Origin of the sequence: Vibrio sp. EA2, from assembly GCF_033042495.1 — a bacterium.
GTDB lineage: Bacteria > Pseudomonadota > Gammaproteobacteria > Enterobacterales > Vibrionaceae > Vibrio.
In genome coordinates this window covers 349,804-376,773 of sequence record NZ_JAWLID010000003.1, presented here as the reverse complement: position 1 = coordinate 376,773, position 26,970 = coordinate 349,804, and the positions used below count along the sequence as shown (strand labels likewise).

21 protein-coding genes and 1 pseudogene are annotated in these 26,970 nt (G+C 45.9%); 9 read left to right on the top strand and 13 right to left on the bottom strand.

Annotated elements, in window-relative coordinates; all coding sequences use genetic code 11:
• Positions 1 to 13 precede the first annotated feature (13 nt).
• The gene (locus RXX31_RS09725) at positions 14 to 1,027 is read right to left on the bottom strand and encodes an aspartate-semialdehyde dehydrogenase (RefSeq protein WP_317589022.1); all 1,014 of its coding nucleotides are present in this window, start codon (positions 1,025 to 1,027) and stop codon (positions 14 to 16) included.
• Positions 1,024 to 2,157 carry a 4-phosphoerythronate dehydrogenase gene (locus RXX31_RS09720; protein ID WP_317589020.1) on the bottom strand — a complete coding sequence of 378 codons (1,134 nt, stop codon included), beginning with the start codon at positions 2,155 to 2,157 and terminating at the stop codon, positions 1,024 to 1,026. The genes RXX31_RS09725 and RXX31_RS09720 overlap by 4 nt, the downstream gene beginning before the upstream one ends.
• 541 nt (positions 2,158 to 2,698) lie before the next feature.
• Here RXX31_RS09720 and RXX31_RS09715 point away from each other — a divergent pair.
• On the top strand, positions 2,699 to 4,618 hold the full coding sequence (locus RXX31_RS09715) for an ABC transporter substrate-binding protein (RefSeq protein ID WP_317589019.1): 1,920 nt from the start codon (positions 2,699 to 2,701) through the stop codon (positions 4,616 to 4,618).
• Positions 4,619 to 4,904: 286 nt separating this feature from the next.
• Here RXX31_RS09715 and RXX31_RS09710 read toward each other — a convergent pair.
• Positions 4,905 to 4,982: pseudogene (locus tag RXX31_RS09710) on the bottom strand (L-fuculose phosphate aldolase); the annotation flags it as partial.
• Between the two features lie 175 nt (positions 4,983 to 5,157).
• On the bottom strand, positions 5,158 to 5,910 hold the full coding sequence (locus tag RXX31_RS09705; RefSeq protein ID WP_317589018.1) for a DeoR/GlpR family DNA-binding transcription regulator: 753 nt from the start codon (positions 5,908 to 5,910) through the stop codon (positions 5,158 to 5,160).
• A 332-nt stretch (positions 5,911 to 6,242) separates the two neighbouring features.
• On the opposite strand from RXX31_RS09705, the gene RXX31_RS09700 reads away from it, so the two are divergent.
• Positions 6,243 to 8,066, top strand: a complete 1,824-nt coding sequence (locus RXX31_RS09700; RefSeq protein ID WP_317589017.1) for an alpha-L-fucosidase — start codon at positions 6,243 to 6,245, stop codon at positions 8,064 to 8,066.
• Between the two features lie 229 nt (positions 8,067 to 8,295).
• On the opposite strand, the gene fabB is transcribed toward RXX31_RS09700, so the two are convergent.
• The gene (gene fabB, locus RXX31_RS09695) at positions 8,296 to 9,507 is read right to left on the bottom strand and encodes a beta-ketoacyl-ACP synthase I (protein WP_317589016.1); all 1,212 of its coding nucleotides are present in this window, start codon (positions 9,505 to 9,507) and stop codon (positions 8,296 to 8,298) included.
• A 129-nt stretch (positions 9,508 to 9,636) separates the two neighbouring features.
• On the opposite strand from fabB, the gene mnmC reads away from it, so the two are divergent.
• Positions 9,637 to 11,655: a bifunctional tRNA (5-methylaminomethyl-2-thiouridine)(34)-methyltransferase MnmD/FAD-dependent 5-carboxymethylaminomethyl-2-thiouridine(34) oxidoreductase MnmC gene (gene mnmC / locus RXX31_RS09690; protein WP_317589014.1), complete on the top strand. Its 2,019-nt coding sequence runs from the start codon at positions 9,637 to 9,639 to the stop codon at positions 11,653 to 11,655.
• 180 nt (positions 11,656 to 11,835) lie between these two features.
• Here mnmC and RXX31_RS09685 read toward each other — a convergent pair whose 3' ends face one another.
• The 3 genes from RXX31_RS09685 to RXX31_RS09675 form a co-directional block, all read right to left on the bottom strand.
• The gene (locus RXX31_RS09685; protein WP_317589012.1) at positions 11,836 to 12,360 is read right to left on the bottom strand and encodes an NADPH-dependent FMN reductase; all 525 of its coding nucleotides are present in this window, start codon (positions 12,358 to 12,360) and stop codon (positions 11,836 to 11,838) included.
• A 148-nt stretch (positions 12,361 to 12,508) separates the two neighbouring features.
• Positions 12,509 to 12,772 (bottom strand): YfcL family protein, encoded by a 264-nt coding sequence (locus tag RXX31_RS09680; RefSeq protein WP_317589010.1) that lies wholly within the window; start codon positions 12,770 to 12,772, stop codon positions 12,509 to 12,511.
• 15 nt (positions 12,773 to 12,787) lie between these two features.
• The gene (locus tag RXX31_RS09675; protein ID WP_317589009.1) at positions 12,788 to 13,318 is read right to left on the bottom strand and encodes an elongation factor P hydroxylase; all 531 of its coding nucleotides are present in this window, start codon (positions 13,316 to 13,318) and stop codon (positions 12,788 to 12,790) included.
• A 263-nt stretch (positions 13,319 to 13,581) separates the two neighbouring features.
• Between RXX31_RS09675 and RXX31_RS09670 the strand changes: the two genes are divergently transcribed.
• The gene (locus tag RXX31_RS09670; protein ID WP_317589008.1) at positions 13,582 to 14,205 is read left to right on the top strand and encodes a trimeric intracellular cation channel family protein; all 624 of its coding nucleotides are present in this window, start codon (positions 13,582 to 13,584) and stop codon (positions 14,203 to 14,205) included.
• 223 nt (positions 14,206 to 14,428) lie between these two features.
• Here the strand turns inward: RXX31_RS09670 and aroC are convergent, their stop codons facing one another.
• A complete protein-coding gene (gene aroC, locus RXX31_RS09665; RefSeq protein ID WP_317589006.1) occupies positions 14,429 to 15,514 on the bottom strand; it encodes a chorismate synthase in 1,086 nt (361 codons plus the stop codon).
• Positions 15,515 to 15,704: 190 nt separating this feature from the next.
• Positions 15,705 to 16,637, bottom strand: a complete 933-nt coding sequence (prmB, locus tag RXX31_RS09660; protein ID WP_317589005.1) for a 50S ribosomal protein L3 N(5)-glutamine methyltransferase — start codon at positions 16,635 to 16,637, stop codon at positions 15,705 to 15,707.
• A gap of 63 nt (positions 16,638 to 16,700) precedes the next feature.
• Here prmB and smrB point away from each other — a divergent pair, with 63 nt between their 5' ends.
• On the top strand, positions 16,701 to 17,231 hold the full coding sequence (gene smrB / locus RXX31_RS09655; RefSeq protein WP_317589004.1) for an endonuclease SmrB: 531 nt from the start codon (positions 16,701 to 16,703) through the stop codon (positions 17,229 to 17,231).
• Between the two features lie 81 nt (positions 17,232 to 17,312).
• Here smrB and sixA read toward each other — a convergent pair whose 3' ends face one another.
• Positions 17,313 to 17,777, bottom strand: coding sequence for a phosphohistidine phosphatase SixA (gene sixA, locus RXX31_RS09650; protein WP_317589002.1), 465 nt, complete (start codon positions 17,775 to 17,777; stop codon positions 17,313 to 17,315).
• A gap of 376 nt (positions 17,778 to 18,153) precedes the next feature.
• Here sixA and RXX31_RS09645 point away from each other — a divergent pair, with 376 nt between their 5' ends.
• Entirely contained in the window at positions 18,154 to 20,931 is a 2,778-nt protein-coding gene (locus RXX31_RS09645; RefSeq protein ID WP_317589000.1) for an insulinase family protein, read from the top strand.
• A 124-nt stretch (positions 20,932 to 21,055) separates the two neighbouring features.
• Positions 21,056 to 21,304, top strand: coding sequence for a hypothetical protein (locus RXX31_RS09640; RefSeq protein ID WP_014232627.1), 249 nt, complete (start codon positions 21,056 to 21,058; stop codon positions 21,302 to 21,304).
• A 73-nt stretch (positions 21,305 to 21,377) separates the two neighbouring features.
• Here RXX31_RS09640 and fadJ read toward each other — a convergent pair whose 3' ends face one another.
• Both fadJ and fadI read right to left on the bottom strand, forming a co-directional pair.
• Positions 21,378 to 23,489, bottom strand: a complete 2,112-nt coding sequence (gene fadJ / locus RXX31_RS09635; protein WP_317588997.1) for a fatty acid oxidation complex subunit alpha FadJ — start codon at positions 23,487 to 23,489, stop codon at positions 21,378 to 21,380.
• Positions 23,489 to 24,796 carry an acetyl-CoA C-acyltransferase FadI gene (gene fadI / locus RXX31_RS09630; RefSeq protein ID WP_317588996.1) on the bottom strand — a complete coding sequence of 436 codons (1,308 nt, stop codon included), beginning with the start codon at positions 24,794 to 24,796 and terminating at the stop codon, positions 23,489 to 23,491. Before fadI ends, fadJ begins: the two co-directional genes overlap by 1 nt.
• Before the next feature lie 756 nt (positions 24,797 to 25,552).
• Here fadI and RXX31_RS09625 point away from each other — a divergent pair.
• Together RXX31_RS09625 and RXX31_RS09620 are read left to right on the top strand one after the other, a co-directional pair.
• Positions 25,553 to 26,128, top strand: a complete 576-nt coding sequence (locus RXX31_RS09625; RefSeq protein ID WP_317588995.1) for a sigma-70 family RNA polymerase sigma factor — start codon at positions 25,553 to 25,555, stop codon at positions 26,126 to 26,128.
• Complete coding sequence (locus RXX31_RS09620; RefSeq protein WP_317588994.1) at positions 26,121 to 26,849, top strand: DUF3379 domain-containing protein; 729 nt, start codon at positions 26,121 to 26,123, stop codon at positions 26,847 to 26,849. Before RXX31_RS09625 ends, RXX31_RS09620 begins: the two co-directional genes overlap by 8 nt.
• The last annotated feature ends 121 nt before the right edge of the window (positions 26,850 to 26,970 follow it).

Here is a 26,970-nt window from a genome sequence, read left to right as displayed (position 1 = left end):
TAACTCTCAATACTTAGTAGTAATCGCGAATAAGCACTTCTGCAATTTGTACGGCGTTGGTTGCCGCGCCTTTGCGTACGTTGTCTGCAACTACCCACAAGTTAATGCCACTGTGATGGCTGATATCATTACGGATTCGACCAACCATAACGTGGTCCTTACCACCTGCATCACGAACTTGAGTTGGGAAATCTTCACCGTGGAATACTTCAACACCCTCAGTTTGCTCAAGTAAGTTGATCACTTCTTGTGCATCGATTGGAGAGCGAGTTTCAATGTGAAGTGCTTCAGCGTGGCCATAGAATACTGGTACTCGTACACAAGTTGGGTTTACGGTGATACCTGGATCATTAAAGATTTTTTGCGTTTCCCACACCATTTTCATTTCTTCTTTGGTGTAGCCGTTATCCATCATCTGATCGATTTGTGGAATACAGTTAAACGCGATCTGCTGTGAAAACTGTTTTGTTTCCGCTGGCAGACCATTAAGCAACTTGGCTGTTTGACCAGCTAGTTCGTCAATACCCGCTTTACCTGCACCAGCAACAGATTGGTAAGTTGAAACGTTAATGCGCTCAATACCTACTGCGTCGTGGATTGGTTTTAGTGCTACCAACATTTGGATGGTAGAGCAGTTAGGGTTCGCAATGATGTTACGGTTACGGAACTCTGCAATGGCTTCCGGGTTTACTTCTGGAACCACTAATGGAATGTCGTACTCGTAACGGAAGTGTGATGTGTTATCGATAACAATCACACCTTCATCAGCGGCAATTGGCGCCCACTTTGCTGATAGATCGCCACCAGCAGAGAATAAACCGATGTGTGCTTGTGACCAGTCAAACTCTTCTACGTTTTGTACGCGTATGGTTTTACCATTAAAGCGGTAAGTCTTGCCTTCACTGCGCTCACTCGCCAAAAGATAGAGTTCACCTACTGGGAATTTGCGTTCTTGAAGCACTTCTAAAATTGTTTCACCGACCGCACCGGTCGCGCCTAAAATGGCAACATTATATTGTTGGCTCATTGACTTACCTCAATCTGAAAACCTAGTTCTGCTAATGGGGCAAGATTGCAAGATTCATTACCCATTAGAGTGACAGCGCTGTATTCACGGCGATCCCAGTAATTTTTACGCATCAGGTCAAAAGCACCCGGCTTACCGATTTCGCGACGGAAAAGAGCGTCATCTTTACGCACATCATAGATTAACTGCGTGATGTTATGCAGTGTTGCTTCATCCCATGCTCTGTCCAACATCATGGTTGGCACTGGCGCGGTTGGCAATAAATCGCTGGCATGCGCACGTAATTCGTTATTTAAGAACTCACAGTAGCTATTGAAAATCATTGTTGTACCGCGAGCTTTCCCTTCCAGACCATAGCCTGCAACGTGAGGGGTGGCGAATGCTAGCAGAGGCAGAAGCTCCATATCAACCTCTGGCTCAAATTCAAATACATCCAGAGCCGCAGTGAAGCCATCATTTTTCTGTAATCGACGCTTTAATGCGCTGTTGTCAACAATTGGACCTCGCGCGGCATTGATAAGAATTTGATCTGCACGTAGACCGTTTAATACCGCTTCATCAAACATATGATGGGTTGGGTACTTGCCTGCTTTGGTAATTGGCGTATGCACGGTGATGATGTCTGATGTTTCAATCAGCTCTTCAAGCGGCGTAAAGCTACGCGTGTCACCCTCTTCCTGCTTGAACGGATCGTTAAGCAGCACTTTGATGCCCATGCCTTTTAAGCATTTTTCCAAGTAGCTGCCAACCTGCCCTGCACCGATAATCCCTACCGTCTTATCAAATACAGAGAAACCCTGTTGCTGCGCCAATACCATCATTACGCTGAACGCATATTCTGCAACACCAACTTTGTTACAGCCCGGAGCTGCCGTAAAGAAAATACCTTTTTCTTGTAGAAGTGATTGATCAACATGATCCATACCTGCAGTCGCGGTACCAACAAATTTAAGTTTTTTTGCTTTACTGATCAGCTCCGCATTGACCTTGGTAACAGAGCGAATCATAAGTGCATCAACATCAATCAGATCATCAGCCGTTAGTGAACGGCCCGGTTTTAGAATCACTTCACCGATTTGGCTGAATAGTTCTTCAGCGTACGGCATATTTTCATCAACAATAATTTTCATAGCGCCAGCGTTTTAAGGTCCATTTTTAAAAATTGCAGTGATTGTGCCTTTTTCCCGAGAAATCTCAAGAAATATACCCAAATGACTTCCAGCCCCTGTCGAAGGAGAGTGTGAGTTTGTCGCAGCTCATCAATGGATAGTTACGCGATAAAACATTTTTGCATAGAAACGTTTCAGTCTCGCAAATACCTCTAACTAGGTTGAGCATTATCATCAACATTTATAGGAATCAGGTTGAGTATTTGTTTGTCGCTGTTGACCATCCGTGGTCTTATTTTCCATTGCCCGAACAAACTTAACTCCCCGATAAACGGGCAAAAATAAATAATGATGGGCAATGGCAGATGGGCCTATCTGACTTTTTTTGAGAGAGTACTCGCAGAACATCTGTCGTTCCACCACATATTAATCAGACTCGAATAAATTAGTTGAAACATCGTTTCGGAATGTTTGTTTAAGCATCGTTGCTAACCCATTCCTTAGCGAACACGGATAACCCGTGACTGTTCTTTCGACGTGAAATAAATAATAAAGGTGCCCTGTGAAAAATACTGCCCTACCCCTTTTTGTTACCCAAGTCGCAACAAGTGTTGCGCTTGCAATCTCCTTTTCCAGTCAAGCGGCCACATATAATGAAGCGCCACAATTAGCTGAATTAGTTAACTCCGGAACGCTGCCTGCAGTGGAAAAACGCCTACCGGAAAACCCGTTGGTGGTTGAACCGATTGAATCTATTGGCCAATACGGTGGAGAGTTACGACTGCTGGGTCTGAAGAAAGACAATGGTCATCGTATGCGTATGCTTAAATACGACAACCTGTTCAACTTCAACCGCACTTACACCGGCATTGAGCCAAACTTAGCCACTGGCTACACGGTCAACAAAGATTTGACCGAATACACCATTACCCTGCGCAAAGGCATGAAGTGGTCTGACGGTCACCCATTTACCGCTGAAGATATCGCATTTTATATCGATCTGATGAACCGTGACGACTGGTCTGGTAACCGTCCGTTTTTTGCCCGCAATGTAGGCGACGCCAAAGCAGAAGTGATCAACACCAACACGATTAAGTTCACTCTGTCTAAACCAGACGGTATGTTCATCCGTAAGCTGGCCAACACCGACGGCTCCAACATCGTTCAGTTCCCTAAACATTATTGCCAACAGTTCCTGCCTGAATTCAACAATAACGCCGAAGCAAACGCCAAGGCAGCAGGATTTGATAGCTGGCAGCAGTACTTCCAGACCAAGTGCCGCGCTCACTACTTCTTTGAGCACTACACCAACCCTGAGCGCCCAACCGTTAACGCCTGGAAAGTGAAAGTTCCGCCAGGTCCAAAAACACAGTATGCCGTATGGGAGCGAAATCCTTACTACTGGATGGTAGACACAGCGGGCAACCAACTGCCTTATCTGGATAGTATTTATTTCTCCTATTCTGAGAATAAAGAAGAAATGGTGTTGCGCGCTGCTGCAGGTGAGACTGATTTCCAAACCCGCCATATCGGCCTGAGCACCTATCGCCCTATGTTGATGGATAATCAAGAAAAAGGTGGCTACAAATACGACTTCCGCCCTAGTACTAGGATGAACGCTTTAGTCTTACCGTTTAACCAAACGCATAGAGATCCGGTTAAACAAGAGCTATTTAGCAATAAAGATTTCCGTATTGCTCTGTCTCATGCCATCGATCGTGATGGGATCAGTGAAACCATTTACTCAGGTGTAGTAAAGGCTTATCAGGCAGCACCAGCCGAAGGCTCTGCTTTCTATGATGAAGAGTTCGCCACGCAATTTACCAAGTATGACCCAGACAAAGCCAATAAGATGCTGGACGCTATCGGTTTGAACAAACGTGACGAACAAGGCTATCGTTTGGATAAAACTGGTGAACGTCTGCGTATTGAAGCCTTGATGGATCAATCTCACGTAGGCGAGCGCACCGACATCCTTGAGTTAGTTAAAAATGACTGGCGAGAAGTGGGTATATTTTTAGATATTCGCATTGTTGAAGGTTCATTTATGCAGACACAGCGCCTCGACAACAACTTCGATTTACTGCCGCCTCCAGGCGATGGTGGTATCGGTGTATTGGACTCGTTCGCGAACTATGCAGTGCAGAACCCTGCGTCTACCTGGGGCATTGGTTACTACTACTGGATGTCTGATAAAAACCATGCCACAGCAGTTGAGCCGCCGGCGCATGTGAAAAAGCAAATCGAGCTGTATCGCAAAATGGGGGAAACGGCATCTCAGGAAGAGCAAAACAAACTGATGAAAGAAATCCTCCAGATCTCCAAAGAAAACTTCTACACCATCGGTACAGTATCATCTTTGGATGAAGGTGTTGTAATCAAAAATGGCGTACACAATACCGATACGCAAGTACCGGATTCTTATTCCATTGCTTCTCCAGGCCCAATGCGTACTTCGCAGCTGTGGAAAGAGTCACAATAATATAACTTAAGAGTGCAAAAGCCGGCCATGCCGGCTTTTTTATGCGCAAAACAAATGTATGCCCCAAAGCGTATCGTAAAGTCGACGCTATGCCCGTTTCTCACTTACCGAACCGATTGTCCGTCTTCAGAATTACTTTGGCGAATGGGCAAGGACACCCAACATTAATTCTCTGACGCAAACTATCTGTATTAAATTGGAGGGGGGATAAAAGAAGAGATCGACACGATACGACGTGAATTGACGTGAACCGCGTAGGTTCTCATCAGCGGCGATCTGGCCGCATTGTTGCAGCGATCATGTAATGAATGGCGGGAGTGTCCTTGTTCAGAATGGAAATAGCGGCACAGTGGATGGCATGGTTACGCCTTCGGTAGTGCATCTACAGGCAGGTAAGACTTGCCGCATATATTAGCCACCGCTAAACCGGCGCAAGCAAAACGCAACAACTTGGATTCGAGATCTTCAGTAATGGAGATATCTTCCGTTTCGTTCTATCTCTTCTTATTTATGCTTTCTTTGTTTTTATGTCAGCGAGCTTATCCATCAATAACCAGAACCTGGTTTTTCTTTAGGCACTGCCGTAACTTACTGTTTACCCGGCTATCACTGATAAATATATCTATCTCTGTGGCGTCACAAATCTTGATCAGCCCCTTTTTATCTATTTTGCTCGTATCGGCAAGCAGTACTACCTGAGCCGCACAACCCAGCATGCGGCGTTTGATAGAGGCATTCAGTTCGTTAGACTCCCAGACGGCTCCGTTTTCATCGACCCCACTGCAGGACAGTAAAACCACATCCAGATTCAGACGGGACAACGCCTGTTCGGCAATAGGGCCGTGAAAGGCAGAGTATTTGACGGAAAAACTGCCCCCTGTAACAATGAGTGACACCTGTTGTTTTGCTGCAATACATTGCATTATGCCAGTGGAATTTGTTACCAAAGTGCAAGTCATATCGGGCATCTGTCGGGCAACGTGCAGACAGGTAGAGCTGGCATCCATTCCAATGACGCTTCTCTCGATAAGGTAGTGCTGTGCATGTTTTGCCATTATATGCTTAGCTTGTGCGTTTAACTTCTGTCGTGAGGAGAATGTCTGGCCTATGTCACGAGCCTGCAGGCTGACTGCACCACCATGAGTACGACATAACAGGCTGTGTTTTGCTAATGTATTCAGATCGCGGCGTATGGTCTCAACAGAGACGCCATACTCGACAGCTAACTCCTCAACCTTAACCTCACCTTGCTTTCGGACTTGATCAACAATGTGATTTTGTCTGTTGTTCATGCTCTAAACATCACTTAATGAAACATCATTTCAATAAAGAAGATGTTAAGTTGAAAATAGTAAGCGCAGCACACGTTCAAACTGTTTGTGCGATTAATATCACGCAAGTCCGGGCAAAGTGGGTATTTTGGTTGAAGGATTACAATGAGTTAATGACTGATTTGGGGAGGGCGAGATTAAAACGGGCATAAGCCTGCATTAGAGAAAACCGTATATACATAAACGTACCAAAGATAGCGTGAGAAAGCTCGCATCTAACTGCATCTGACTCTGTTGAACCCGATAAAACAATTATTATGAAAAGGCATTTCATAAAATTAGACAGGTGTATCATGACCAAGCCCACAGCAGGTGAGCTGACAGGAACAAGCAGCCAGGCTAACAGCCAGTTGGACAATCGCAATGCCTTTACTGGCGTCAGTAAGCAAGGGCTGAACCGCTGGAAAAAAAATACCTTTGGCATGTTTATCCACTGGGGGCTTTATTGCCACCGGGATCTGGCCGGGTATTATCAGGGACAATACTACGACATCATTAGCGAATGGCTGCCCCACTTTGCCCGTATTCCTATGCGGGACTACAAAGAATACGCTTCTGACTTTAACCCTAGCGACTTTGATGCCGACCAGGTAACAGCGTTGGCCAAATCCGCCGGGATGAATTATATGGTGGTCACCGCTAAGCATCACGACGGGTTTGCCATGTATCACAGCCCGTCACATCCGTTCAACATCACAGACGCCACACCGTTTAAACGCGATCCTGTCGCGGAACTCAGTCAAAGCTGTCGTCAAAAGGACTTGGATTTTGGTCTGTATTATTCGCATGTGATCGACTGGGAAAACGAAAATGCGGTGACTAAGGCACCCAATGACTGGGATTTCAACCCAGACCAAGCCAATTATCAGGAATACTGGAATAACAAGTGCGTGCCTCAGGTTAATGAATTGCTTGAGCAGTACGGAGAGCTATGTTCACTGTGGTTTGACATGGGAGGCTTTGATGAACAAGAAGAAGCTGACCACGTACGTCGTATCGACGAACTGATGGCATTAATCCGGAAAAAACAGCCTGATGCGGTGGTTAACAGCCGAGTTACGGCACCTGAGTGTGAGTACCAGTTGGATTGGGATATTAAAACCGGCCATGATAATTACATGGAGCCACTTTATATCAAGCCATATTACTGGGAAGGCATTGCCACCAGTAACGACAACTGGGGTTATAGCCGCAACGACAACAATACCAAATCCAGTAAGGATCTGATAAACCAGCTGTGTTCTGTAGTCAGCCGGGGCGGAAACTTTCTGCTCAATATAACCCTGGATCATAACGGGCGTATTCCACAGTCCCTTGTGCGATTACTGAGCGAGATAGGCGAATGGATGCAGGTGAATCAGGAAGCGGTGATCGATACAGAAGCTACTCCACTGCAAACTGGTTTCAATTGGGGCGTGGTAACACATAGACCAGCCACCAATAAGCTGTATCTGCATGTGCAGCGTCAGCCAGAGCAAAACGTTATCTGCTTACATAGTCTCAACAATCGAATCAAACAGGTGCGATTGCTTGATCACCAAATCAAAGGCCATGTTTCCTATTTGCAGAAAACACATACGGATACGGGCATTACGGCCAGCACCCTCAACCTGCAATTCGAGCACAATTATGATCGGATGCCTCTGGTGATCGAACTGGAGTATGACGGTGAGCTGGACATCAACCCTATCATCCATCAGGACCGACTGGCCAAAGTGCGCCTGGACACGCTCAATATCGCTCACTTTGATCCTGAAAAACTCACTTACCGCTGGACCTTCCAAGTTGAGCGCCCGGGTCGGTTCGCCTTAGATCTGGTTTCTTTGGAAACCATGCATCATAAAGACCCTCAATGGGTGCACAACGGTAAAACCGGTCGCATAAGTTGTGCGGGGCAGAGTTGGGAGTTTGAGCTAAACCTCGACAAAACAGACGCCAACGATGCTCAGGTACCGTGGAAAAACGTTCACAGTCGCTTGGGTGAGCTGCATTTTCCCCAAGCCGGTGAATATACACTGGAGATCAGCGAGTTGCCGCTGGCTATCGATCAGTCTGAAAAATATGCTCAGGATTACATTAATCTTGAATATCTGCAGTTAGGACCCCGCTTAGCCTGAGCCTCAAATTTGCTGATAACTCGGTGAGGTGTGACTCTTATTACACCAAATAAAAAGCCCGGCATTAAGCCGGGCAAAGTTCCAGAACAAAAGGATCTTATCCCGCTCTCCATGGGATAAAGTCTGCGTCTGTTCGACCAGTTAGACTGATCAAGCTCTGGAAACTGGTTGTTGGAGCTCACACCGTATGGTGATTTGCCCCAACAATTTCGATTAGCTTGGGTACTGACTAACCTTGGTATTTCTTGATAACTAGCGTTGCGTTGGTACCGCCAAAGCCAAAGCTGTTTGACATTACGGTATCGATCTCGGCATCACGAGCTTCAGTCACGATATCCAGACCTTTCGCTGCTTCGTCCAAGTTTTCAATGTTGATGCTTGGAGCAATGAAGCTGTTGTCTAGCATTAGCGTCGAGTATATAGCTTCGTGAACGCCAGCTGCACCCAATGCGTGACCTGTCATCGCTTTTGTCGCTGATATTGCAGGGCTGTTTTCACCAAATAGCTCTTGGATCGCACCTAGCTCTTTCACGTCACCTACTGGTGTAGACGTACCGTGCGTGTTGATGTAGTCGATGTGGTCAACGTCTTGCATTGCCATCTTCATACAACGAACTGCACCTTCACCTGATGGTGCTACCATGTCGTAGCCGTCTGAAGTCGCGCCGTAACCTACGATCTCACCGTAGATTTTCGCGCCACGTGCTAGTGCATGTTCTAGCTCTTCGACAACCAGCATACCGCCACCACCAGAGATAACGAAACCGTCACGGTCTGCATCGTAAGTACGAGAAGCTTTTTCTGGTGTATCGTTGTACTTGGTAGACAGTGCGCCCATTGCATCAAACATCATAGTTTGAGACCAATCTAGCTCTTCACCACCACCTGCAAATACGATGTCTTGTTTACCAAGCTGGATAAGCTCCATCGCGTGACCGATACAGTGTGCAGAAGTCGCACAAGCTGAGCTCATGGTGTAGTTCACACCACGAATTTTAAACGGCGTAGCAAGACAAGCAGAAACCGTTGAAGACATAGTACGTGGAACCATGTATGGACCAATACGCTTCACGCCTTTCTCACGCATAGTATCTGTTGCCACTGTTTGGTTTAACGCAGAAGCACCACCAGAACCCGCAACGATACCAGTGCGATCGTTTGAAACTTGATCGTCGGATAGGCCTGCGTCTTCAATAGCCTGCTGCATTGATAGGTATGCATAAGCGGCCGCATCACCCATAAAGCGCATTTGCTTACGGTCAATGTGTTCCGCAGGGTTGATTTTCAGATCACCCCACACTTGTGAACGAAGACCGTGCTCTTTGAACTGCTCAGATGCAGTGATGCCAGATTTGCCCGCTTTTAGAGACGCTAGAACTTCTTCGACGTTGTTACCGATACTTGAAACAATACCCATACCGGTGATTACGACTCGTTTCATTATGACATTCCTATAATTCAAAAATCCGCTAGATAATAACTAAGATAGTCAACAAAAGTGGTCAGCTTTCCTATAAATTCGTACAATCGTCCTATTGTTACCGCGCCAAATCACAAAATTACAACCAATATGACTTCAATAAAAAACGCAGAACTGGGTTGGAACGAAGCTGGTACGCCAGTTTCTGACCAATTTGATGATGTTTACTTCTCTAACGTAAACGGTCTTGAAGAGACACGCTACGTTTTCCTCAAAAAAAATCATCTCCCAGAAAGATGGCAAGAATTTGATCAAAGACGCTTTGTCATCGGTGAAACCGGATTTGGCACCGGACTCAACTTCTTGGCCGTGTGGCAATGGTTTAACGAATTTCGTCGTGAAAATCCTGATGCGACGTTAAAAGAGCTGCATTTTGTCAGCTTTGAAAAATACCCTCTCAGCAGGGCTGATCTTGAAAAAGCCCATCAAGCGTGGCCAGAGCTGGCGGAGTACGCAGAGAAACTACAAAAACACTACCCAGCAGCAGTACCTGAATGTCACCGAATCGTATTGGAAGATGGCGCAATTACACTCGATCTTTGGTTTGGCGATATCAAAGACTGCATGCCACAAGTGCCTTACGGTGAAGCAGGATTAGTTGATGCCTGGTTCCTTGACGGTTTTGCACCAAGCAAAAACCCTGAAATGTGGAACCAGAATTTGTTCAACGGCATGGCCAAACTGGCAAAGCAAGATTGTACTGTCGCCACGTTCACCGCAGCTGGTTTTGTACGTCGTGGGTTGATAGAAGCCGGCTTTTCCATGGCCAAAGTAAAAGGTTTTGGTACTAAACGCGAAATGATCGCTGGCGTCATGGAACAGCGTGATACGCGCACCAATCATTTACCCTGGTTTAATAGAACGGCGGCAAGCAAATCGGATTCCATTGCTATCGTTGGTGGCGGTATCGCCAGTGCAGCCCTGGCAAAAGCGCTGAGTCGTCGTGGCAAAAATGTCACGCTTTATTGCCAAGATGCGAGACCGGCAGAAGGGGCATCGGGTAACCGACAAGGCGCCGTTTATCCACTACTTAATGGTCCGCATACTGGTGTGTCGCGTGTGTTTGCTCCTGCCTTTCTATTCGCGCGTCAGTTTGTCGAGCAAGCGGCACAAGAGATCAGCTTTGACCATGAGTGGTGTGGTGTTACCCAATTGATGTGGGATGAAAAATCAGCTGCCAAGTTAGAGAGAATATTAGCGGGCAACTTCACACCGGATCTTATTCAGAAGCTGTCAGTAGAAGAAACAGCCGCAACCATCGGTTTACCTATCGATATGCCTTCCGTACATTATCCTTTGGGTGGTTGGCTTTGTCCTGCTGAGCTCACTCGTGAACTCATTGCGCAGCTTGAAAAAAATGCGAACTTCGAGGCCAAGTTTGAGCACAAAATTGAAGCCCTCAGTTGGAGTGACGACACGCAAAGCTGGACCCTGACATCGAAAGGGCAATCATTTGAACATTCTGCTGTTGTGATTGCGAATGGACATGAGTTCCAAACGTTAAGCCAAACTGCCGATCTGCCAATGGGACAAGTGAAAGGCCAAGTCAGCCACGCGCCTGCAACAGAATCGTTATCTAAACTGAAAACGGTGCTTTGCTACGACGGCTACATGACGCCTGTTAACCCAAATAATCAGCAGCTCTGCATTGGCGCGAGTTACGATCGCACTCACTTGGATTTCGAATTTGATAGCACAGCGCAACAAGACAATGTAGACAAGCTAATCAAGTGCATACCCAATCAGGATTGGGTACATGAAGTCGACACAACAGGTAACTTCTCTCGCCAGGGGATTCGTTGTGTGAGTCGCGATCATTTGCCATTTATCGGCAATGTTGGAGATGTTGAGTCCATAAAAGAACAGTACGCTGACTTGCAAGGTAAGAAGGAAGAGGAAGTAGAAACGATTCACCACTACCCTAACCTGTTCTGCTTCTTGGGGTTAGGCTCTCGCGGATTGAGTTCTGCGCCACTGATGGCGGAATTACTGGCTTCACAAATTTGTGGCGATCCACTGCCATTGCCTGTGGACGTGTTAGCTCAATTACATCCAAGTCGGATGTGGGTACGTAAACTGCGTAAAGGTAAAGCAATTACTGAGCTTTAAGCAAATGACGAAAAGCGTGGTTAGGAATCTATGACTAACGAAGTCAGGAGATTCTCTACATAACCACGCTTTTTCTCGAAGGAATGACAGTGTTCAGAGAACAGTGGGGGCTTGTACCACTCACTAAACACCGGTGTCATTCCCGAGAAATAACAACTGTGACAGGAAATCCAGGCTGTGTTATACCAATTGAGCGACGGCTTGTTGTACTTGCTCAGCGATTTCTGGGTTTAGACTCGCACCCGTTTCTGCATCAAAATTCTCGTAGAAGTTTGGCACTGACAGAGACGCTTTTACATCTGCGCCAAAGAAGTGAGCAGAACCCGTTGCCGCAGCCAATACGCTTTGCGCGCCACCTGGGCCTGGAGAGGTTGCTAGGTAAACCACTGGCTTGTTTTGGAATACATTACGTTCAATACGCGTCGCCCAGTCAAACAGGTTTTTGTACGCTGCAGCGTATGAACCATTGTGTTCAGCAAAAGAAACCACGATTGCATCCGCTTGTTCTAGCTCTCGTAAGAAGGCAATCGCGCCCTCTGCCTGGCCGATCTCTTTCTCTGTATCTTCACTAAACATTGGAACTTGATAGTTGTTTAGATCCAATACATTCACTTGTGCGCCGTCAACTTGATTGGCAGCGTAAGTGGCAAGTACTTTGTTGATTGATGTTGAGCTGGTAGAAGCAGCAAATGCGACAATTTTCATGGTTGTATCCTTTTGTTCACTCTTTATGGCATTCAGAATAAAAGTTAAACAGTGTGCCAACAACCACAAAATTTTTACGGAGAGATTCAAATTTTTCGAAGTAGAGAACAAAACCTACTTCGAAATTTAGAAATGGGGGTGAAAATAATTAAGCTTGAGCCTGTAGCTCTTGCCATAAGTCACTAACGATACTGCGATCAGACGGACTTAGCTCAGTACGAGCCTCATCTAGACTATTTGCGATGCGAGCTTTCAGTACTTCAATATCATTGATGCCTTCGTCTTCACACGATGCAGCAGATAGAGAGATGTGACCACGCAGATAACCACCAGCAAACAGCTCATCATCTGATGCTGTTTCAATTCGAGCATCAATCAGTTCCAGTAGTTTTTCTTCAAATTCAATAATCATGGTGTATCTCTGAGGTTATTTAACGATAAAGTCAGACGCTTCCAGCGGCTTAGTTTGATAAAAAGAGCGTAGTGCTTCGGACAGCATTTTCACTCGTTGTGGTAATCCTACTTCCAGAATACCTAACACTTCGTTATGCACTTTATACATAAAACCAAGCCTATCTGGTTCAAAATCGCCGTGTAGATTGTCACAACTGACGGTAAAAGGGAAGCCAGCACTTTTAGACAGTATCCACTCGTATGCCTGAGGGCGAACTTCTACTCTCTCAAACTCTGCCTGAACCTCAGCGGTTCGACCATCTGGCTCGTACCAGTATCCAAAATCTTCCAACAAACGACGTTCAGGGCCAGCCACACACCAATGTGAGATTTCATGGAGCGCAGACGCATAGAAGCCACGAGCAAAAATAATCCGGTGGTGCGGGTGCTCGTCATCAGCAGGAAGGTAAATAGGCTCATCCCCACCCAGCTCTAATATCGTATTAAAAGGCTCAAGAAATGTGTCGTTAAATAAGGTGATAAGGTCTTGATAGTCGTGGGTCATCATCGATTCTGTATTTCAAACTGACATGCGCTGCGTATTGTCGCTGTTTTTAATCGGCGCGTAAAGCCACACAACAGGTTTGGTTATTAGCAGGATTAATCTGAAACCATGCTTCTCCATACAATTTCTCATTCGTCACCAATCACATTTCCCACTACACTCTCGCCATATTTTATGCTCTCAGATGACTAGAGTGTATTGATAGGTTTGAGGTACTTTCCCATCGCTTCAGACCTGGTTGTATTTGATGTTGAGTGTCCCTTATGCTGCTAAGTGTGTTGTATGTCATTGGTATCACGGCTGAAGCCATGACTGGTGCGTTAAGTGCCGGACGAAGAAAAATGGATTGGTTTGGAGTTATGTTGGTCGCGAGTGCAACTGCCATCGGTGGTGGAACAGTGCGAGACATCCTATTGGGACACTATCCGCTTGGCTGGGTAAAGAACCCCGAGTTTCTTGCCATCACTTGTCTGGCGGGGATCCTGACGACAGGACTGGCGAAGTGGGTAATCAAATTAAAAGGTCTTTTTATTCGCCTCGATGCCTTAGGCTTGATCGTGTTTAGTATCATCGGCACTAAAATCGCGCTGGATATGGGGCTGCACCCGGGTATCTGTATGGTAGCTGCATTAGTGACGGGGGTATTTGGCGGGCTACTTCGTGATTTGATTTGTCGTCAGCCTCCGTTAGTACTGCATGAAGAGCTCTACGCATCAGTAGCGTTAATCGCTTCGGGACTGTATTTAGCACTATTGGAATTTAACGTGCCGGACGTGACTGCAACCATCGTTACACTGGTGGTCGGTTATACGCTTCGTATGGCAGCCGTTCGATTTAAATGGCGCTTGCCATCATTCCATTTGGAAACTGAAGGTTCACTGCACTAAGTAGAAGCTGCTAAATCAAAAAAAGTTGCCTGATAAAGTTATGCCACCCGCTATTCAGTGAGTGGCATATTTTTATATTCAGTCATCCTGAACAGCGACGAAGGAGCGTGATTCAGGATCTATTGTCCGGGCACTTTGTTGCCAGAGGTATTTATTTCTCTTTTCATCGCGCTGAAATTAGATTCCTAGTCTCGCTAAGGCTCGCTGGAATGACACAGAGCTCTTAAATCTTTGGCGTTTCAGTGGTCACACCAAAGTTCTGACCACGGTGACGAAGCAAATGATCCATCACAACAATCGCCAGCATCGCTTCAGCAATCGGCACCGCTCGAATGCCAACACATGGGTCATGACGACCTTTAGTGATAAGCTGAGTTGGTTCGCCTTCTTTGGTAATCGTGTCACCCGGAACCGTGATACTTGATGTCGGCTTAAGCGCAATATTTGCCACAATATCCTGGCCAGTAGAGATACCACCAAGAATACCGCCAGCATGGTTACTGCCAAAACCTTGTGGAGAAAGCGTGTCACGGTGCTGGCTGCCGCGTTGGTTCACAACATCAAAACCGTCACCAACTTCAACGCCTTTTACCGCGTTAATGCTCATCAGCGCATGCGCGATATCCGCATCCAAACGGTCAAAAACTGGTTCACCAAGGCCAACAGGCACATTGGTTGCGACAACCTGAATCTTAGCGCCAATTGAGTCGCCTTCTTTTTTCAGGTCGCGGATCAGCTGGTCAAATGCTTCAACTTTATCAACATCAGGACAGAAAAACGCGTTGTTTTCGATTTCATCCCAATCCACTTTGTCGATAGACACATCACCCATTTGCGATAGGTAAGCGCGAATTTCTACACCGAATTCATCCTTCAGATATTTCTTCGCAATTGCACCGGCAGCAACACGCATCGCGGTTTCACGAGCTGACGAACGGCCGCCACCACGGTAATCGCGAATGCCATATTTCTGATGGTAAGTGTAATCTGCGTGTCCCGGACGGAACTTATCTTTAATCTCAGAGTAATCTTTCGAGCGCTGATCCGTATTCTCAATCAACAAGCCAATTGATGTGCCCGTTGTTTTACCTTCAAACACGCCAGAAAGAATTTTCACTTCATCCGGCTCACGACGCTGCGTAGTGTAACGTGATGTGCCAGGACGACGACGGTCAAGATCAACTTGTAGATCTTCTGCTGTAATTTCTAACCCCGGCGGGCACCCGTCTACGATACATCCCAGTGCGATACCGTGACTTTCCCCGAATGTCGTCACTCGGAAATGTTGTCCGATACTGTTTCCTGCCATTACTTCCTCAAATTATTGTCGCCACGCCTTCTCAAACCAAGGCGCAACTGCTTTTCAATTCTTCGTGGATTCATAGTCGCTCTATTACGTTTTGATGTAAAGAGCAAATAGTCACTTAATCTTGATGAATTACGCATAAAAAAACACCGAGCACTAAGCTCGGTGTTTTAAAAAATGATGGGTATGGCTATTAGTCTTTGTACAGTTTGAACTCTTCTGCACACTCCACCAATTGATCACGGGTCAGCATGAATACACCGTGGCCACCATTTTCGAACTCAATCCAGGTAAATGGAATCTGTGGGTATTGTTCCATCATATGAATCATTGAGTTACCCACTTCACAAATCAAAATGCCATTGTCTGTCAGGTAGTCAGGCGCATTAGCTAGAATACGGCGAACCAGTTTCAGACCGTCACTACCGGCGGCAAGGCCAAGCTCAGGCTCATGGGTGAACTCGTCTGGCAGGCTGTTCATGTCTTCTTCATCCACGTACGGTGGATTCGACACAATCAGGTTGTACTTCTCTTTTGGCAGATCACGGAAAAGATCTGAACGGATTGGGAATACTTGCTGTTCCATGCCGTGATCCTGAACGTTTTGTTCAGCCACTTGCAGAGCGCCTGTCGAGATATCGATAGCATCGACTTCTGCTTCTGGGAACGCGTGCGCACAAGCAATCGCGATACAGCCGCTACCGGTACACATGTCCATAATACGAACTGGCTCTTCCACCAACCAAGGTTGGAATTCCGCTTGGATCAGCTCACCGATTGGAGAACGAGGCACAAGTACACGTTCATCTACGAAGAACTCAAGGCCACAGAACCATGCTTTGTTCGTCAGGTACGCTGTTGGCGTACGATCATTGATGCGTTTTACTACACGCTCAACAATGCGCATGCGCTCGCTGGTTGTCAGGCGAGAGCTCAATACGTGTGGAGGCACATCGATCGGCAAGTATAACGTTGGCAGGATAAGCTGAACGGCTTCATCCCACGCGTTATCAGTGCCGTGACCGTAAAACAGGTTAGCGGCATTAAAGCGGCTGACCGTCCAACGAATCATATCTTGAAGGGTATGTAGCTCAGATACCGCTTCTTCTACAAAAATCTTATCCAAAATTGCCTCCGAAAAGCGCTACAATACTGCTAATAACATTTATTAGTGAAATTTGTTTACCTAATGAGCAAAAAAGACACCGAATATGATGACGATTTCGCCTTGTTTCAGGAAGCAGTACAGGGCGTAAAAAAGTTGCGACAGGATACCATAATCCAACAACCAAAAAAAAATACTAAGCAAAAAGAAATCAAGCGCTCAAACCGCGAAGCGAGTGATTCTGAATTTTACTTTTCTGATGAGTTTGTCCCGCTTCTCAATCAAGATGGACCGACTCGCTATGCACGTGATGACGTTTCTACTTATGAAGTAAAGCGTCTACGTCGTGGCGTGTATGTGCCAGACGTATTTCTCGACATGCATGGTATGACTCAGCAGGAAGCAAAGCGCGAATTGGGCGCGATGATCGCTTACTGCGTAAAGAACGAAATTCACTGTGCTTGTGTTCAGCACGGTATTGGCAAGCACATCCTCAAACAAAAAACGCCACTATGGCTGGCTCAACACCCTGATGTGATGGCCTTTCACCAAGCGCCTTTAGAGTTTGGGGGTGACGGTGCGCTGCTCGTTCTTCTCTCGATTCCCGAGAAGTAAAAGATTCGCTCTAAAACAATCTTCTTTTTATAACAATAAAGGCAGGATATTCCTGCCTTTTGCTTAAATTTAGTTTCACACTTATGGCGTGATATGCCACAACACCTCACCCTGCTGGGTTTGAGGGTCGTATTCGACACAAACCAATCCGGATGTCGGGAACATGGGCGGTGCCAAGTCTCTCACAAACTCGGCGGTTAGATAGCCGACTAAGGGTAAATGCGAAACAAACAGCAACGACTCAAGCTTTTCAACTTCAATGAGGGCATTAGCATAGTCGTACACGCATTCAGATTGTCCGTAAGGCGTGATATCTTCAAACGTTTCAATACTTTTGGCCGAGAAGTGTTCGCTGACTTCTTGCCAGGTTTGTTGAGCTCGAATGTACGGGCTCACGAGTACTTTGTCGAATTGAGCACAACCTTGCTCTTTGCACGCTCGGGCGACCGCCTCTGACTCATCTCTGCCTCTTTGGGTCAGTTGTCTAGCTGCGTCAGAATCCGCAAAGTGTTCGGCTTCGCCATGACGCATAATGAATATTTTCATGTTATTTCCTATGGATAGCTAACGCTACCAAAAGGTTGACTGCTATCTTTATAAGATATTCGGGGCTAATTTTAATAATGTCGAAACATAAATACTGATATAATTGTCTGTTCATTATACCAATTAGCTTGCCAAAGATAGCGACTTTCTTAACAATCTATTAAAAAAGAATATACTCAGTTCATCACCGCGTTTGCTATGCCATGAACTCAGTGCATTCCTTCAAACAGTCCTACCCCATACGCAAAAGCGATGGGCCTATGCAGTAGTCTTACGAAAAACAAAAACGCAGGGAGCAGTATTTGTCGAAGCGCAACATTTGCGCTGCCCCTCTCAGGGTTCATAATTACTGTAATGCGAAATCTGGAGACGCATCGTGCACCTAAGTCCTAACGATTCAAATCAATACCGTTACATTACGCTGAGTAATGAGTTGCGTGTGTTGGTGATTCATTCCGATACCGCTCAACAGTCTGCTGCCGCTCTAGCAGTGAACGTTGGACACTTTGACGATCCCGATGATCGCCAAGGTTTAGCGCACTATTTAGAACACATGCTTTTTTTGGGTACGGAAAAATACCCTAAAGTAGGCGAATTTCAAAGCTATATTAGCCAACATGGGGGCACAAATAATGCCTGGACCGGAACAGAGCACACCTGTTTCTTTTTCGATGTCACCCCAAATGCTTTTGAAAACGCACTCGATAGCTTTAGTCAATTCTTTGCCGCGCCTTTGTTTAACGAGGAAGCGTTAGACAAAGAACGTCAGGCGGTAGATTCAGAATACAAACTAAAACTGAATGATGACTCTCGTCGTCTGTATCAGGTCAATAAAGAAGTTATCAATCCCGAACATCCATTCGCAAAGTTTTCTGTTGGTAATCTTGATACGCTTGGCGACAGAGACGGTAAGTCAATTCGTGACGAAATTGTCGAGTTTCATCGTTCTGAATATTCTGCTGATTTAATGACACTGACGCTGTTTGGCCCTCAATCCCTTGATGAGCAGCAAGCGTGGGTAGAACGTATGTTTGCGGACATTCCAAATCATCAATTAAAAGGTAAATCGATTGATGTACCTATTGGAACAGAGAACAGCACCGGAATATTTGTTCAGATAGAGCCGATTAAGGAGTTCCGCAAGTTAATTTTGACCTTTCCAATGCCGGGAATGGATGAATACTACGGCACAAAACCCCTCTCCTATTTTGCTCACCTGCTGGGGTATGAAGGAGAAGGCAGCTTAATGATTCAGCTCAAGAGTAAGGGATGGATCACTTCTCTTTCTGCTGGTGGCGGGGCAAGCGGCAGCAATTATCGTGACTTTACCGTTAGTTGTACACTGACACCGACAGGCCTTGACCACGTCGATGATGTGGTTCAGGCGGTCTTTCAATATTTAACCTTGATTCGTCAAGAAGGCATGGACGAATGGCGTTACCTTGAAAAACAGGCGGTGCTCGAATCCGCTTTTCGCTTTCAGGAACCGTCCAGGCCGCTGGATTTTGTCAGCCACCTTGTGGTCAATATGCAGCACTATCAGCCACAAGATACCATCTATGGCGATTACAAAATGTCGGGCTATGACGAAGCACTGCAACGCGATTTGTTGAAGTATTTAAGCATCGACAATGTACGAGTGACGCTCATTGCCAAAGGTTTAGACTATGATCGTACCGCAGAATGGTATTTCACCCCGTACTCAGTGACACCATTTACCGGCGAACAAAAACGTTTCTTCCATCAAATTGACCCGCGTTGGCAATTTGTATTACCCGAGAAAAACCCGTATATCTGCTATAACCTCGATCCTATGCCGCTGGAAAATGGTCATTCTCTGCCGGAATTAATTGAGGACTTAGAAGGTTTCCGTCTGTGGCATTTACAAGACGATGAATTCCGTGTGCCGAAGGGCGTGGTGTACGTAGCAATAGACAGTTCTCACGCCGTCGCTTCACCAAAAAACATCGTTAAGACCCGCCTCTGTGTTGAGATGTTTCTCGACTCGCTAGCGCAAGAGACTTATCAGGCAGAAATTGCCGGTATGGGTTATAACATGTATGCCCACCAAGGTGGCGTGACGCTAACTTTATCCGGGTTTAGTCAAAAACTTCCCCAGTTGTTAGAGATGATTTTGCGCCGCTTCGCCGCTCGAGAGTTCAGCCAGGCGCGATTTGACACCATTAAACAGCAACTACTCAGAAACTGGCGAAACTCCGCTCAAGACCGCCCTATTTCACAGCTGTTCAACTCGCTAACCGGATTGTTACAGCCAAACAATCCTCCGTTTGCAACGCTTGCCGAAGCACTGGAGCAGATTGAAGTCGACGAGTTATCCGTGTTCGTAGAATCGATTCTCGCCGAACTGCATATAGAAATGTTCGTTTATGGCGACTGGCAACGTCAGCAAGCGCATGACATGGCGACGACACTGAAAGACGCACTGCGGGTCAAAGAGCAACGTTATGAAGAAGCACTTCGACCACTGGTGATGCTAGGTCAAAACGGCAGTTTTCAGCGTGAAGTGCACTGTGACCAGCAGGACTCGGCTGTCGTGATTTATCATCAATGCGAGGATATTGAACCACGTAATATCGCGCTTTATTCACTGGCAAACCATTTGATGTCGGCGACGTTTTTTCACGAAATCCGCACCAAGCAGCAATTAGGCTACATGGTCGGCACAGGGAACATGCCGCTTAACCGACACCCTGGCATCGTACTTTATGTTCAGTCTCCCAATGCAGCGCCTGCGGAGCTCGTCACCTCTATTGATGAGTTCTTAAATGCCTTTTACATGGTGCTGTTAGAGCTCAATGATTATCAGTGGCATACCAGTAAACGCGGCTTATGGAATCAAATTGCCACACCAGACACCACACTGCGTGGTCGCGCTCAACGCCTTTGGGTAGCAATCGGTAATAAAGACACTGAATTTAATCAGCGAGAGAAAGTACTGGCAGAGCTTAAAAAGCTGACTCGTGCAGATATGATCCGTTTCGTTGTAAATGAGCTAAAACCTAGAACAGCAAACCGTTTGGTTATGCATTCTCAAGGTCTGGCTCACATCGATGAACCGCGCATTCACTTAGGTCAGGAAATTGGCTCAATAGAAGAGTTTCAGCTACGACCGAAAGATTGCGGATTAGGATAAAGGACTTTGGTTTCAGATAAAATTGGCAGAAATTTGAAATTACGTCATTGCAGCTTATGCTCTAATTAGCTTATGCTCCAATTGGCTTATACTCAAATTACAACAACTTGCATATGAGGCACCTATGAAAAAATTCCTATTAATTGCTGCTGTTCTACTTCCATTCGCATCAGCTCATGCAGAAATCACTGTGAAAGGTGATGACTTTGAGCTAAGCAAAGACTGTGTACGCTTGAGCGGTGACAATATCTCTGTGAAGTCAGATGACTGTACTTCTAAAAATTGGGATAAAGACAAGAAAGGTAATGCGAGCGTTCACGGTGATGACAACCCAGGTCAGGGTCACAAAGATAAAAAAGACAAGAAGAAATAATCTCTTCTGCAAAATTAAGAAAGGCTTGCGAGATGCAAGCCTTTTTGTTTTCAACGTTGTTCAGCGCTGAGAATTAATAAAACGTACGTTCTTCACCCGCTCGAGTGAGTAAGCCGTCACAAGGTGCAAATCGGTCACCGTATTTCGATGCAAATTCATTCATTTTCTCGACCAGCTCTTTCAAGCCATACTGATCCATATAACGGAAAGGACCACCCAAAAATGGTGGGAAGCCAATACCGAAAATCGCACCAATATCACCATCGCGTGGCGAACGAATAATACCGTCATCTAAACAGCGTACCGCTTCATTCAACATTGGCAGCACACAGCGCAGGGCAATATCGTTGTCGCTGAGCTTAGACTCAGGCTCAAGTTTCAATAGCTTATAGACAGACTTATCGACTTCTTTCTTCTTACCTTTGTAAGTGTAAAAGCCTTTGCCACTCTTACGACCTTTACGGCCGTCGTTAAGCAACGTATCGAATACATCCGGACCTTTGAAACGCTCGCCCAATTCATTGACCAGAATCGGCATGATTTTCGCGCCAATATCCACGCCTACTTCATCAAGCAGTGTGATTGGCCCAACCGGGAAGCCAAAATCCAGTAACGCGTTATCTATCTTTTCTATCGGCTCGTTTGCCAGCAAGATATGCGCAGCTTCGTTCATGTAAGGTGCAAGAATGCGGTTTACGTAGAAGCCAGCTTTGTCCTTGACTACGATTGGCGTTTTACCCTGCTTCTTAGCCAACGCCACCACCGTAGAGATGGTCTCGTCTGATGTGGTTTCATGTGGAATAACTTCCACCAGCGGCATTTTTTCCACTGGGCTGAAGTAGTGTAGACCTACTATGTTCTCAGGACGCTCTGCTTTCTCAGCTATCTTATGAATGGGCAACGACGAGGTGTTGGTCGCAAAAATGGTCTCTGGCTTCGCGTTTGCTTCAATATCCGCAACCATTTGCTGTTTCAAATCTAGGTCTTCAAACACCGCCTCAATAACCACATCGATCTGGTTGAAACTGGTGAAGTCTACGCCACCCGAAAGCTGCATCATTTTTGCTTGGAGATCCGCTTTAGAGAGAATGCGACGCTTACGTTGCTTGTCGAACAACTTGTAGTTGTAGTTCAGCGCATTTAAGACCCCGTCATTGCTCACATCTTTAATGCGAACCGGCACTTTAGCTTTCGCAACGGAGACATGACTAATGCCAGCGCCCATCAAACCACCACCAAGTACACCGACTTTTTTCACGGCAGCAGGCTTAGCATCCGTGCCGTGTTCTTTCTTCATCTCTGTGGTAGCAAAGAAGATGGAACGCAGCGCTTTCGATTCTGAGCTCATAACCAGTTCGCCGAAGCGCTTCGCTTCAAGCTCCTGGCCTTTAACGAACCCTTTCTCCAAACCATGCTGGATCACTTCCAAAATCGCCACTGTAGCAGGATAGTTGCCTCGGGTTTTTTCGTTGGTTTTCTTCGCGGCTTGCTCAAACACAAACTTACGCCCTAACCCGCTGCCCGACATCAGCTTTTCTTTGGTCGACTGCTTTTTCTTACCTTTGCTTTTGCCTTTGTCGATAAATTGCTTAGCGACATCAAGCAAAATAGTCTCTGGTACACACGCATCCACTACGCCCAATTTCTTAGCTTTTTTCGCACGTAGCTGCTTACCGGTTAGGATTAAATCAAGTGAAGGTAACAGACCAATCAGTCGAGGAAGTCGCTGTGTACCACCAGAGCCCGGAAGCAACCCCAATTGCACTTCTGGCAGACCTAAACGTGTGATGTCGGATTCCGTACAGACACGATAATCACACGCCAAAGCAAGCTCTAACCCGCCTCCAAGACAAGGGCCGTGAATGGCTGCCACTACAGGATAAGGCAGGTCAGACAGCTGTTGAAATAACTCTTGTCCTTGTTTTGCTAGTGCTTCAGCTTCGCTTGCGGTAGTGCATGCCTCAAGCATACGTACATCAGCACCTGCGACAAAGTTATCAGGTTTGAGGGAATGAATAATCATCCCTTTTACGCCAGTTGAGTCTTTTAACTGAGTGAAGATCTCCTGCATATCTTCAACAAAAGCCGCCTGTAGCGTGTTCATCTTTTCATTAGGCACATCGATGGCTAACCAAGCAATGTTCTGCTCGTCAATCTTAAGACTAAATGCTTTTTGTTCACTCATTACTCAACCTCCAGAATCATTGCCGCACCAAGACCACCCGCCGCACATGCGGTGTTCAATGCAATACCACCACCTCGACGTTTTAGCTCGCGTAGTGTTTGCGTCATCATGCGCGCGCCCGTTGCTGCAAACGGATGCCCATAAGCAATCGAGCCACCAAGTACGTTGAATTTATCCATGTCGATTTCACCAATGGCTTTTGAACGGCCAAGGTTTTCTTGAGCAAACTTATCAGAGGCAAACATTTTCACGTTAGCCAACGCCTGAGCCGCAAAGGCTTCATGCATATCAATCAGAGTCAGATCCGACAATTCCAGCCCTGTATTTTCCAATACCTTCGCCGTCGCGTAAGAAGGGCCCATTAACATGTCGGTCTCTACGCCAATAGCAGAGAATGCGTAGCCGCGAATGTAGCCAAGGATTTCCATACCAAGCTCTTTCGCTTTACCTTCGCGCATGAGCATCACAGCAGCACCACCATCAGTCAAAGGCGTGCTGTTTGCTGCGGTTACGCTGCCATATTGACGGTCAAATGCCGGGCGAAGTTTTGCGTATCCCTCTAACGTAGAGTCATGACGAACATTATTGTCTTCTGAAATCCACTTTTTATACGGTTCAGGGAAAGCGGTCATGACTTCGCCTTGAATCTTACCCTCTTTCCACGCTTGCGACGCCAGAGTATGAGAACAGTGTGCCAGAGCATCTTGCTCTGTACGGGAGATACCGTGTGATTTCGCCATTTGCTCGGCGGTTTGCCCCATCGACAAACCAGTGGAATACTCAGCAACGGCAGGAGGAACCGGCATTAAATCTTTAAAGCTTAGGTTTCTAATCACATTGAGCTTTTGGCCGAGCGTTTTGGTCTTGCTGAGAGCCAGCAGGTTAGCTGCAAGCTTTTTGGATACACCAATCGGTAGTACCGATGAGGAATCAGCGCCACCCGCGATACCGATATCAATCGTGCCAGCCATAATACTTTCTGCGACATTCACGGCGGCCTGGAAACTTGTCGCACAGGCTCGCGTCACGCTGTAAGCATCGGTATGGACGTTCATTCCCGTCCCCAATACGATTTCACGTGCAATATTTGGTGCCTCTGGCATTTGTACGACCTGTCCAAATACCACCTGTTCTATTAATTTCGGATCAAGATCGGTTCGAGCAAGCATTTCACTTACTACCATCTTCCCTAAATCGACGGCTGGCACTTGGCTAAATTCCGTGCTTTGACGAGCAAAGGGAGTTCGAAGCCCCGCGACAATAGCAACGCGTTCACCTTGACGCGTCTTTACTTCCTGCTTGCTCATTGTTTCTCCTTAATTAACAAGAGGTCTGACCTGATGCATTGTAATCAACTTGTTAAATTTATCAAAGGTGCGTTTAGATAAACGTGAAGCAAGTAGATCAATTACTCTAAACCACCACCAATAGCGATTTTAAAACGTTACAATGGCGATAGGTCACCTAATATCTCGATTTAAGTAAACTTTTCGCCAAGTGTCATAAAGATTGATCGCAAACCGGATGCCTAGATAAATACTGGCTTTTGGCTTTGATTGATATGCAATGCATTATGCTGACGGCACGATTAACCGACTATGAACAATGAAGATAGTTGAATAAGAACTGGGTTAGAAATGCGAAATTGAGACAAAAAAAAACCACACAGAACTGTGTGGTCGGAATATCTATAAAAACAATTAACTTACGCCAATTGAACATAATCAGTTTCCTGATTAGGAGAAAGTAAAGTCAGCCTTCAAAAGGAAGTGTCATCTTGCTCAACATGTTAATCACAAGGACTAACGAGATGACAGGAGTAACTATAACCGCTTCACTGATCGAGTTTTTGAAATAGATCAATTTTATATTGATTTAGCTCTGCTGAGACGATCTATTTTCTTCATTCTTCCAAATAAATCGTTTTCCTACTGATTTTCTCTCTATCTTTTAGTGGAATCCTCAACGTTCAATCTGTTGGTTACTCAGTCGCGAGCAAATCGTTGAGGCTGCTAAACTCTGTATGTCTATCCAAATGACCACACTATGCTGGTTTAATAAAAATGGAGGCTCTTGCAGCCATGTTAAAAATATTTGGAAAGAAAAATTCCAACAGTCCGGTCAGCTCTGATATGGACAAACAAAGAAAATATGAATCGCTCGTTCGGGGCTATCATCGTGATTTATATCGCTATGCTTACTGGCTATGTAAAGACAAAGCGGTAGCCGAAGATTTGGTGCAAGAAACCTGTCTTCGTGCCTGGAAATCTCTGGATAGCTTGCTAGACGAAAAAGCGGCTAAGTCTTGGCTTATTACTATTTTAAGACGAGAAAATGCACGCCGATTCGAACGCAAACAATTTGATTTAGTTGATATCGATGACTATGGCAATGATGCGAAGGTCAACGACGACCCTCATCACCAGCAAGAGTGGCTTCAGGCACAGATCATGAAATTAGACGTCGAATATCGTGAACCTTTATTTCTGCAAGTCGTAGGCGGTTTCAGTGGAGAAGAGATCGGCGACATACTGAAGCTGAACAAAAACACTGTAATGACTCGACTATTTCGTGCTCGTAATCAACTTAAAGAGATGTTGGATTCTCAAGATACAAAGAGAGGACAAAAAAATGGATGATTTAGAATTTCGTCGTCGTATTTTGTCGGATCCAAAACAGAAGGATGAAGAGATACTGCAAGCTTTGGCAAACAACAGTGCTAACCATAAGTTTGTTGAAGACGTTTTGGATCTCGATGAAAAAATCAAACAGGCTATGAATGTCGAAGTGCCAGAAGATCTTGCTGACAAAATTTTGTTCAGTCAAAGTTCGAGCTCTTTTGAACAAAACGTTGTCCGCCCTACTTTTGCTAAGAAGGCAATGGCTTTGGCTGCATCGGTAGCATTTACGGCTGGCTTGTTAGTTGGGCAGATTAACTGGAGTAATATTGTCGTCTCACCAGCGCATGCCACTCTGGCGGATACAGCAATCGAACATGTAATAAACGAAGAGCCTTTTGTGCGTCACTTGGATGAAGATGTGCCAAGCACATTCATCAACGCAAAAATGTCTCCGCTGAACTTTAAGTTTAACCAGAGCTTTCCTTACCACGTCTATTACTTAAATCACTGTGGATTCGGAGAGTCTAATGCCGTGCATATGGTTTTTCAGGGTTTAAAAGGTAAAGTCACCATGTTCATTACCAGAATCCCAAGCGAGCAAGCTGTCGACTTCAGCAAAGAAGGCATGAGTGGCGTCGTTCAACCTATTGGTAGTGCCAGTATGATCTTGGTCGGTCAACAAGGCGAGGATATCAATGTGATCGCCAGTAAACTGACCCCTCTGATTCAGCCTATGTAATAAGTTGAAACATAATTAGTGTAAAGCCCATTAGCTGCCGCTTAGTGTGACCTCTAAGCGGTATTTTCATGTTTGTAGGACGCAAACGTTTACCTCCTACACTCGACACAAGCGACATTAG

Coding starts and splice junctions, on each gene's coding strand:
- aroC (WP_317589006.1), bottom strand. CDS start 15,514: ATGGCAGGAAACAGTATCGGACAACATTTCCGAGTGACGACATTCGGG.
- RXX31_RS09685 (WP_317589012.1), bottom strand. CDS start 12,360: ATGAAAATTGTCGCATTTGCTGCTTCTACCAGCTCAACATCAATCAAC.
- RXX31_RS09675 (WP_317589009.1), bottom strand. CDS start 13,318: ATGACCCACGACTATCAAGACCTTATCACCTTATTTAACGACACATTT.
- RXX31_RS09700 (WP_317589017.1), top strand. CDS start 6,243: ATGACCAAGCCCACAGCAGGTGAGCTGACAGGAACAAGCAGCCAGGCT.
- mnmC (WP_317589014.1), top strand. CDS start 9,637: ATGACTTCAATAAAAAACGCAGAACTGGGTTGGAACGAAGCTGGTACG.
- RXX31_RS09625 (WP_317588995.1), top strand. CDS start 25,553: ATGGAGGCTCTTGCAGCCATGTTAAAAATATTTGGAAAGAAAAATTCC.
- fabB (WP_317589016.1), bottom strand. CDS start 9,507: ATGAAACGAGTCGTAATCACCGGTATGGGTATTGTTTCAAGTATCGGT.
- RXX31_RS09640 (WP_014232627.1), top strand. CDS start 21,056: ATGAAAAAATTCCTATTAATTGCTGCTGTTCTACTTCCATTCGCATCA.
- smrB (WP_317589004.1), top strand. CDS start 16,701: ATGAGCAAAAAAGACACCGAATATGATGACGATTTCGCCTTGTTTCAG.
- RXX31_RS09680 (WP_317589010.1), bottom strand. CDS start 12,772: ATGATTATTGAATTTGAAGAAAAACTACTGGAACTGATTGATGCTCGA.
- RXX31_RS09705 (WP_317589018.1), bottom strand. CDS start 5,910: ATGAACAACAGACAAAATCACATTGTTGATCAAGTCCGAAAGCAAGGT.
- fadI (WP_317588996.1), bottom strand. CDS start 24,796: ATGAGCAAGCAGGAAGTAAAGACGCGTCAAGGTGAACGCGTTGCTATT.
- RXX31_RS09725 (WP_317589022.1), bottom strand. CDS start 1,027: ATGAGCCAACAATATAATGTTGCCATTTTAGGCGCGACCGGTGCGGTC.
- sixA (WP_317589002.1), bottom strand. CDS start 17,777: ATGAAAATATTCATTATGCGTCATGGCGAAGCCGAACACTTTGCGGAT.
- RXX31_RS09620 (WP_317588994.1), top strand. CDS start 26,121: ATGGATGATTTAGAATTTCGTCGTCGTATTTTGTCGGATCCAAAACAG.
- fadJ (WP_317588997.1), bottom strand. CDS start 23,489: ATGAGTGAACAAAAAGCATTTAGTCTTAAGATTGACGAGCAGAACATT.
- RXX31_RS09670 (WP_317589008.1), top strand. CDS start 13,582: ATGCTGCTAAGTGTGTTGTATGTCATTGGTATCACGGCTGAAGCCATG.
- RXX31_RS09720 (WP_317589020.1), bottom strand. CDS start 2,157: ATGAAAATTATTGTTGATGAAAATATGCCGTACGCTGAAGAACTATTC.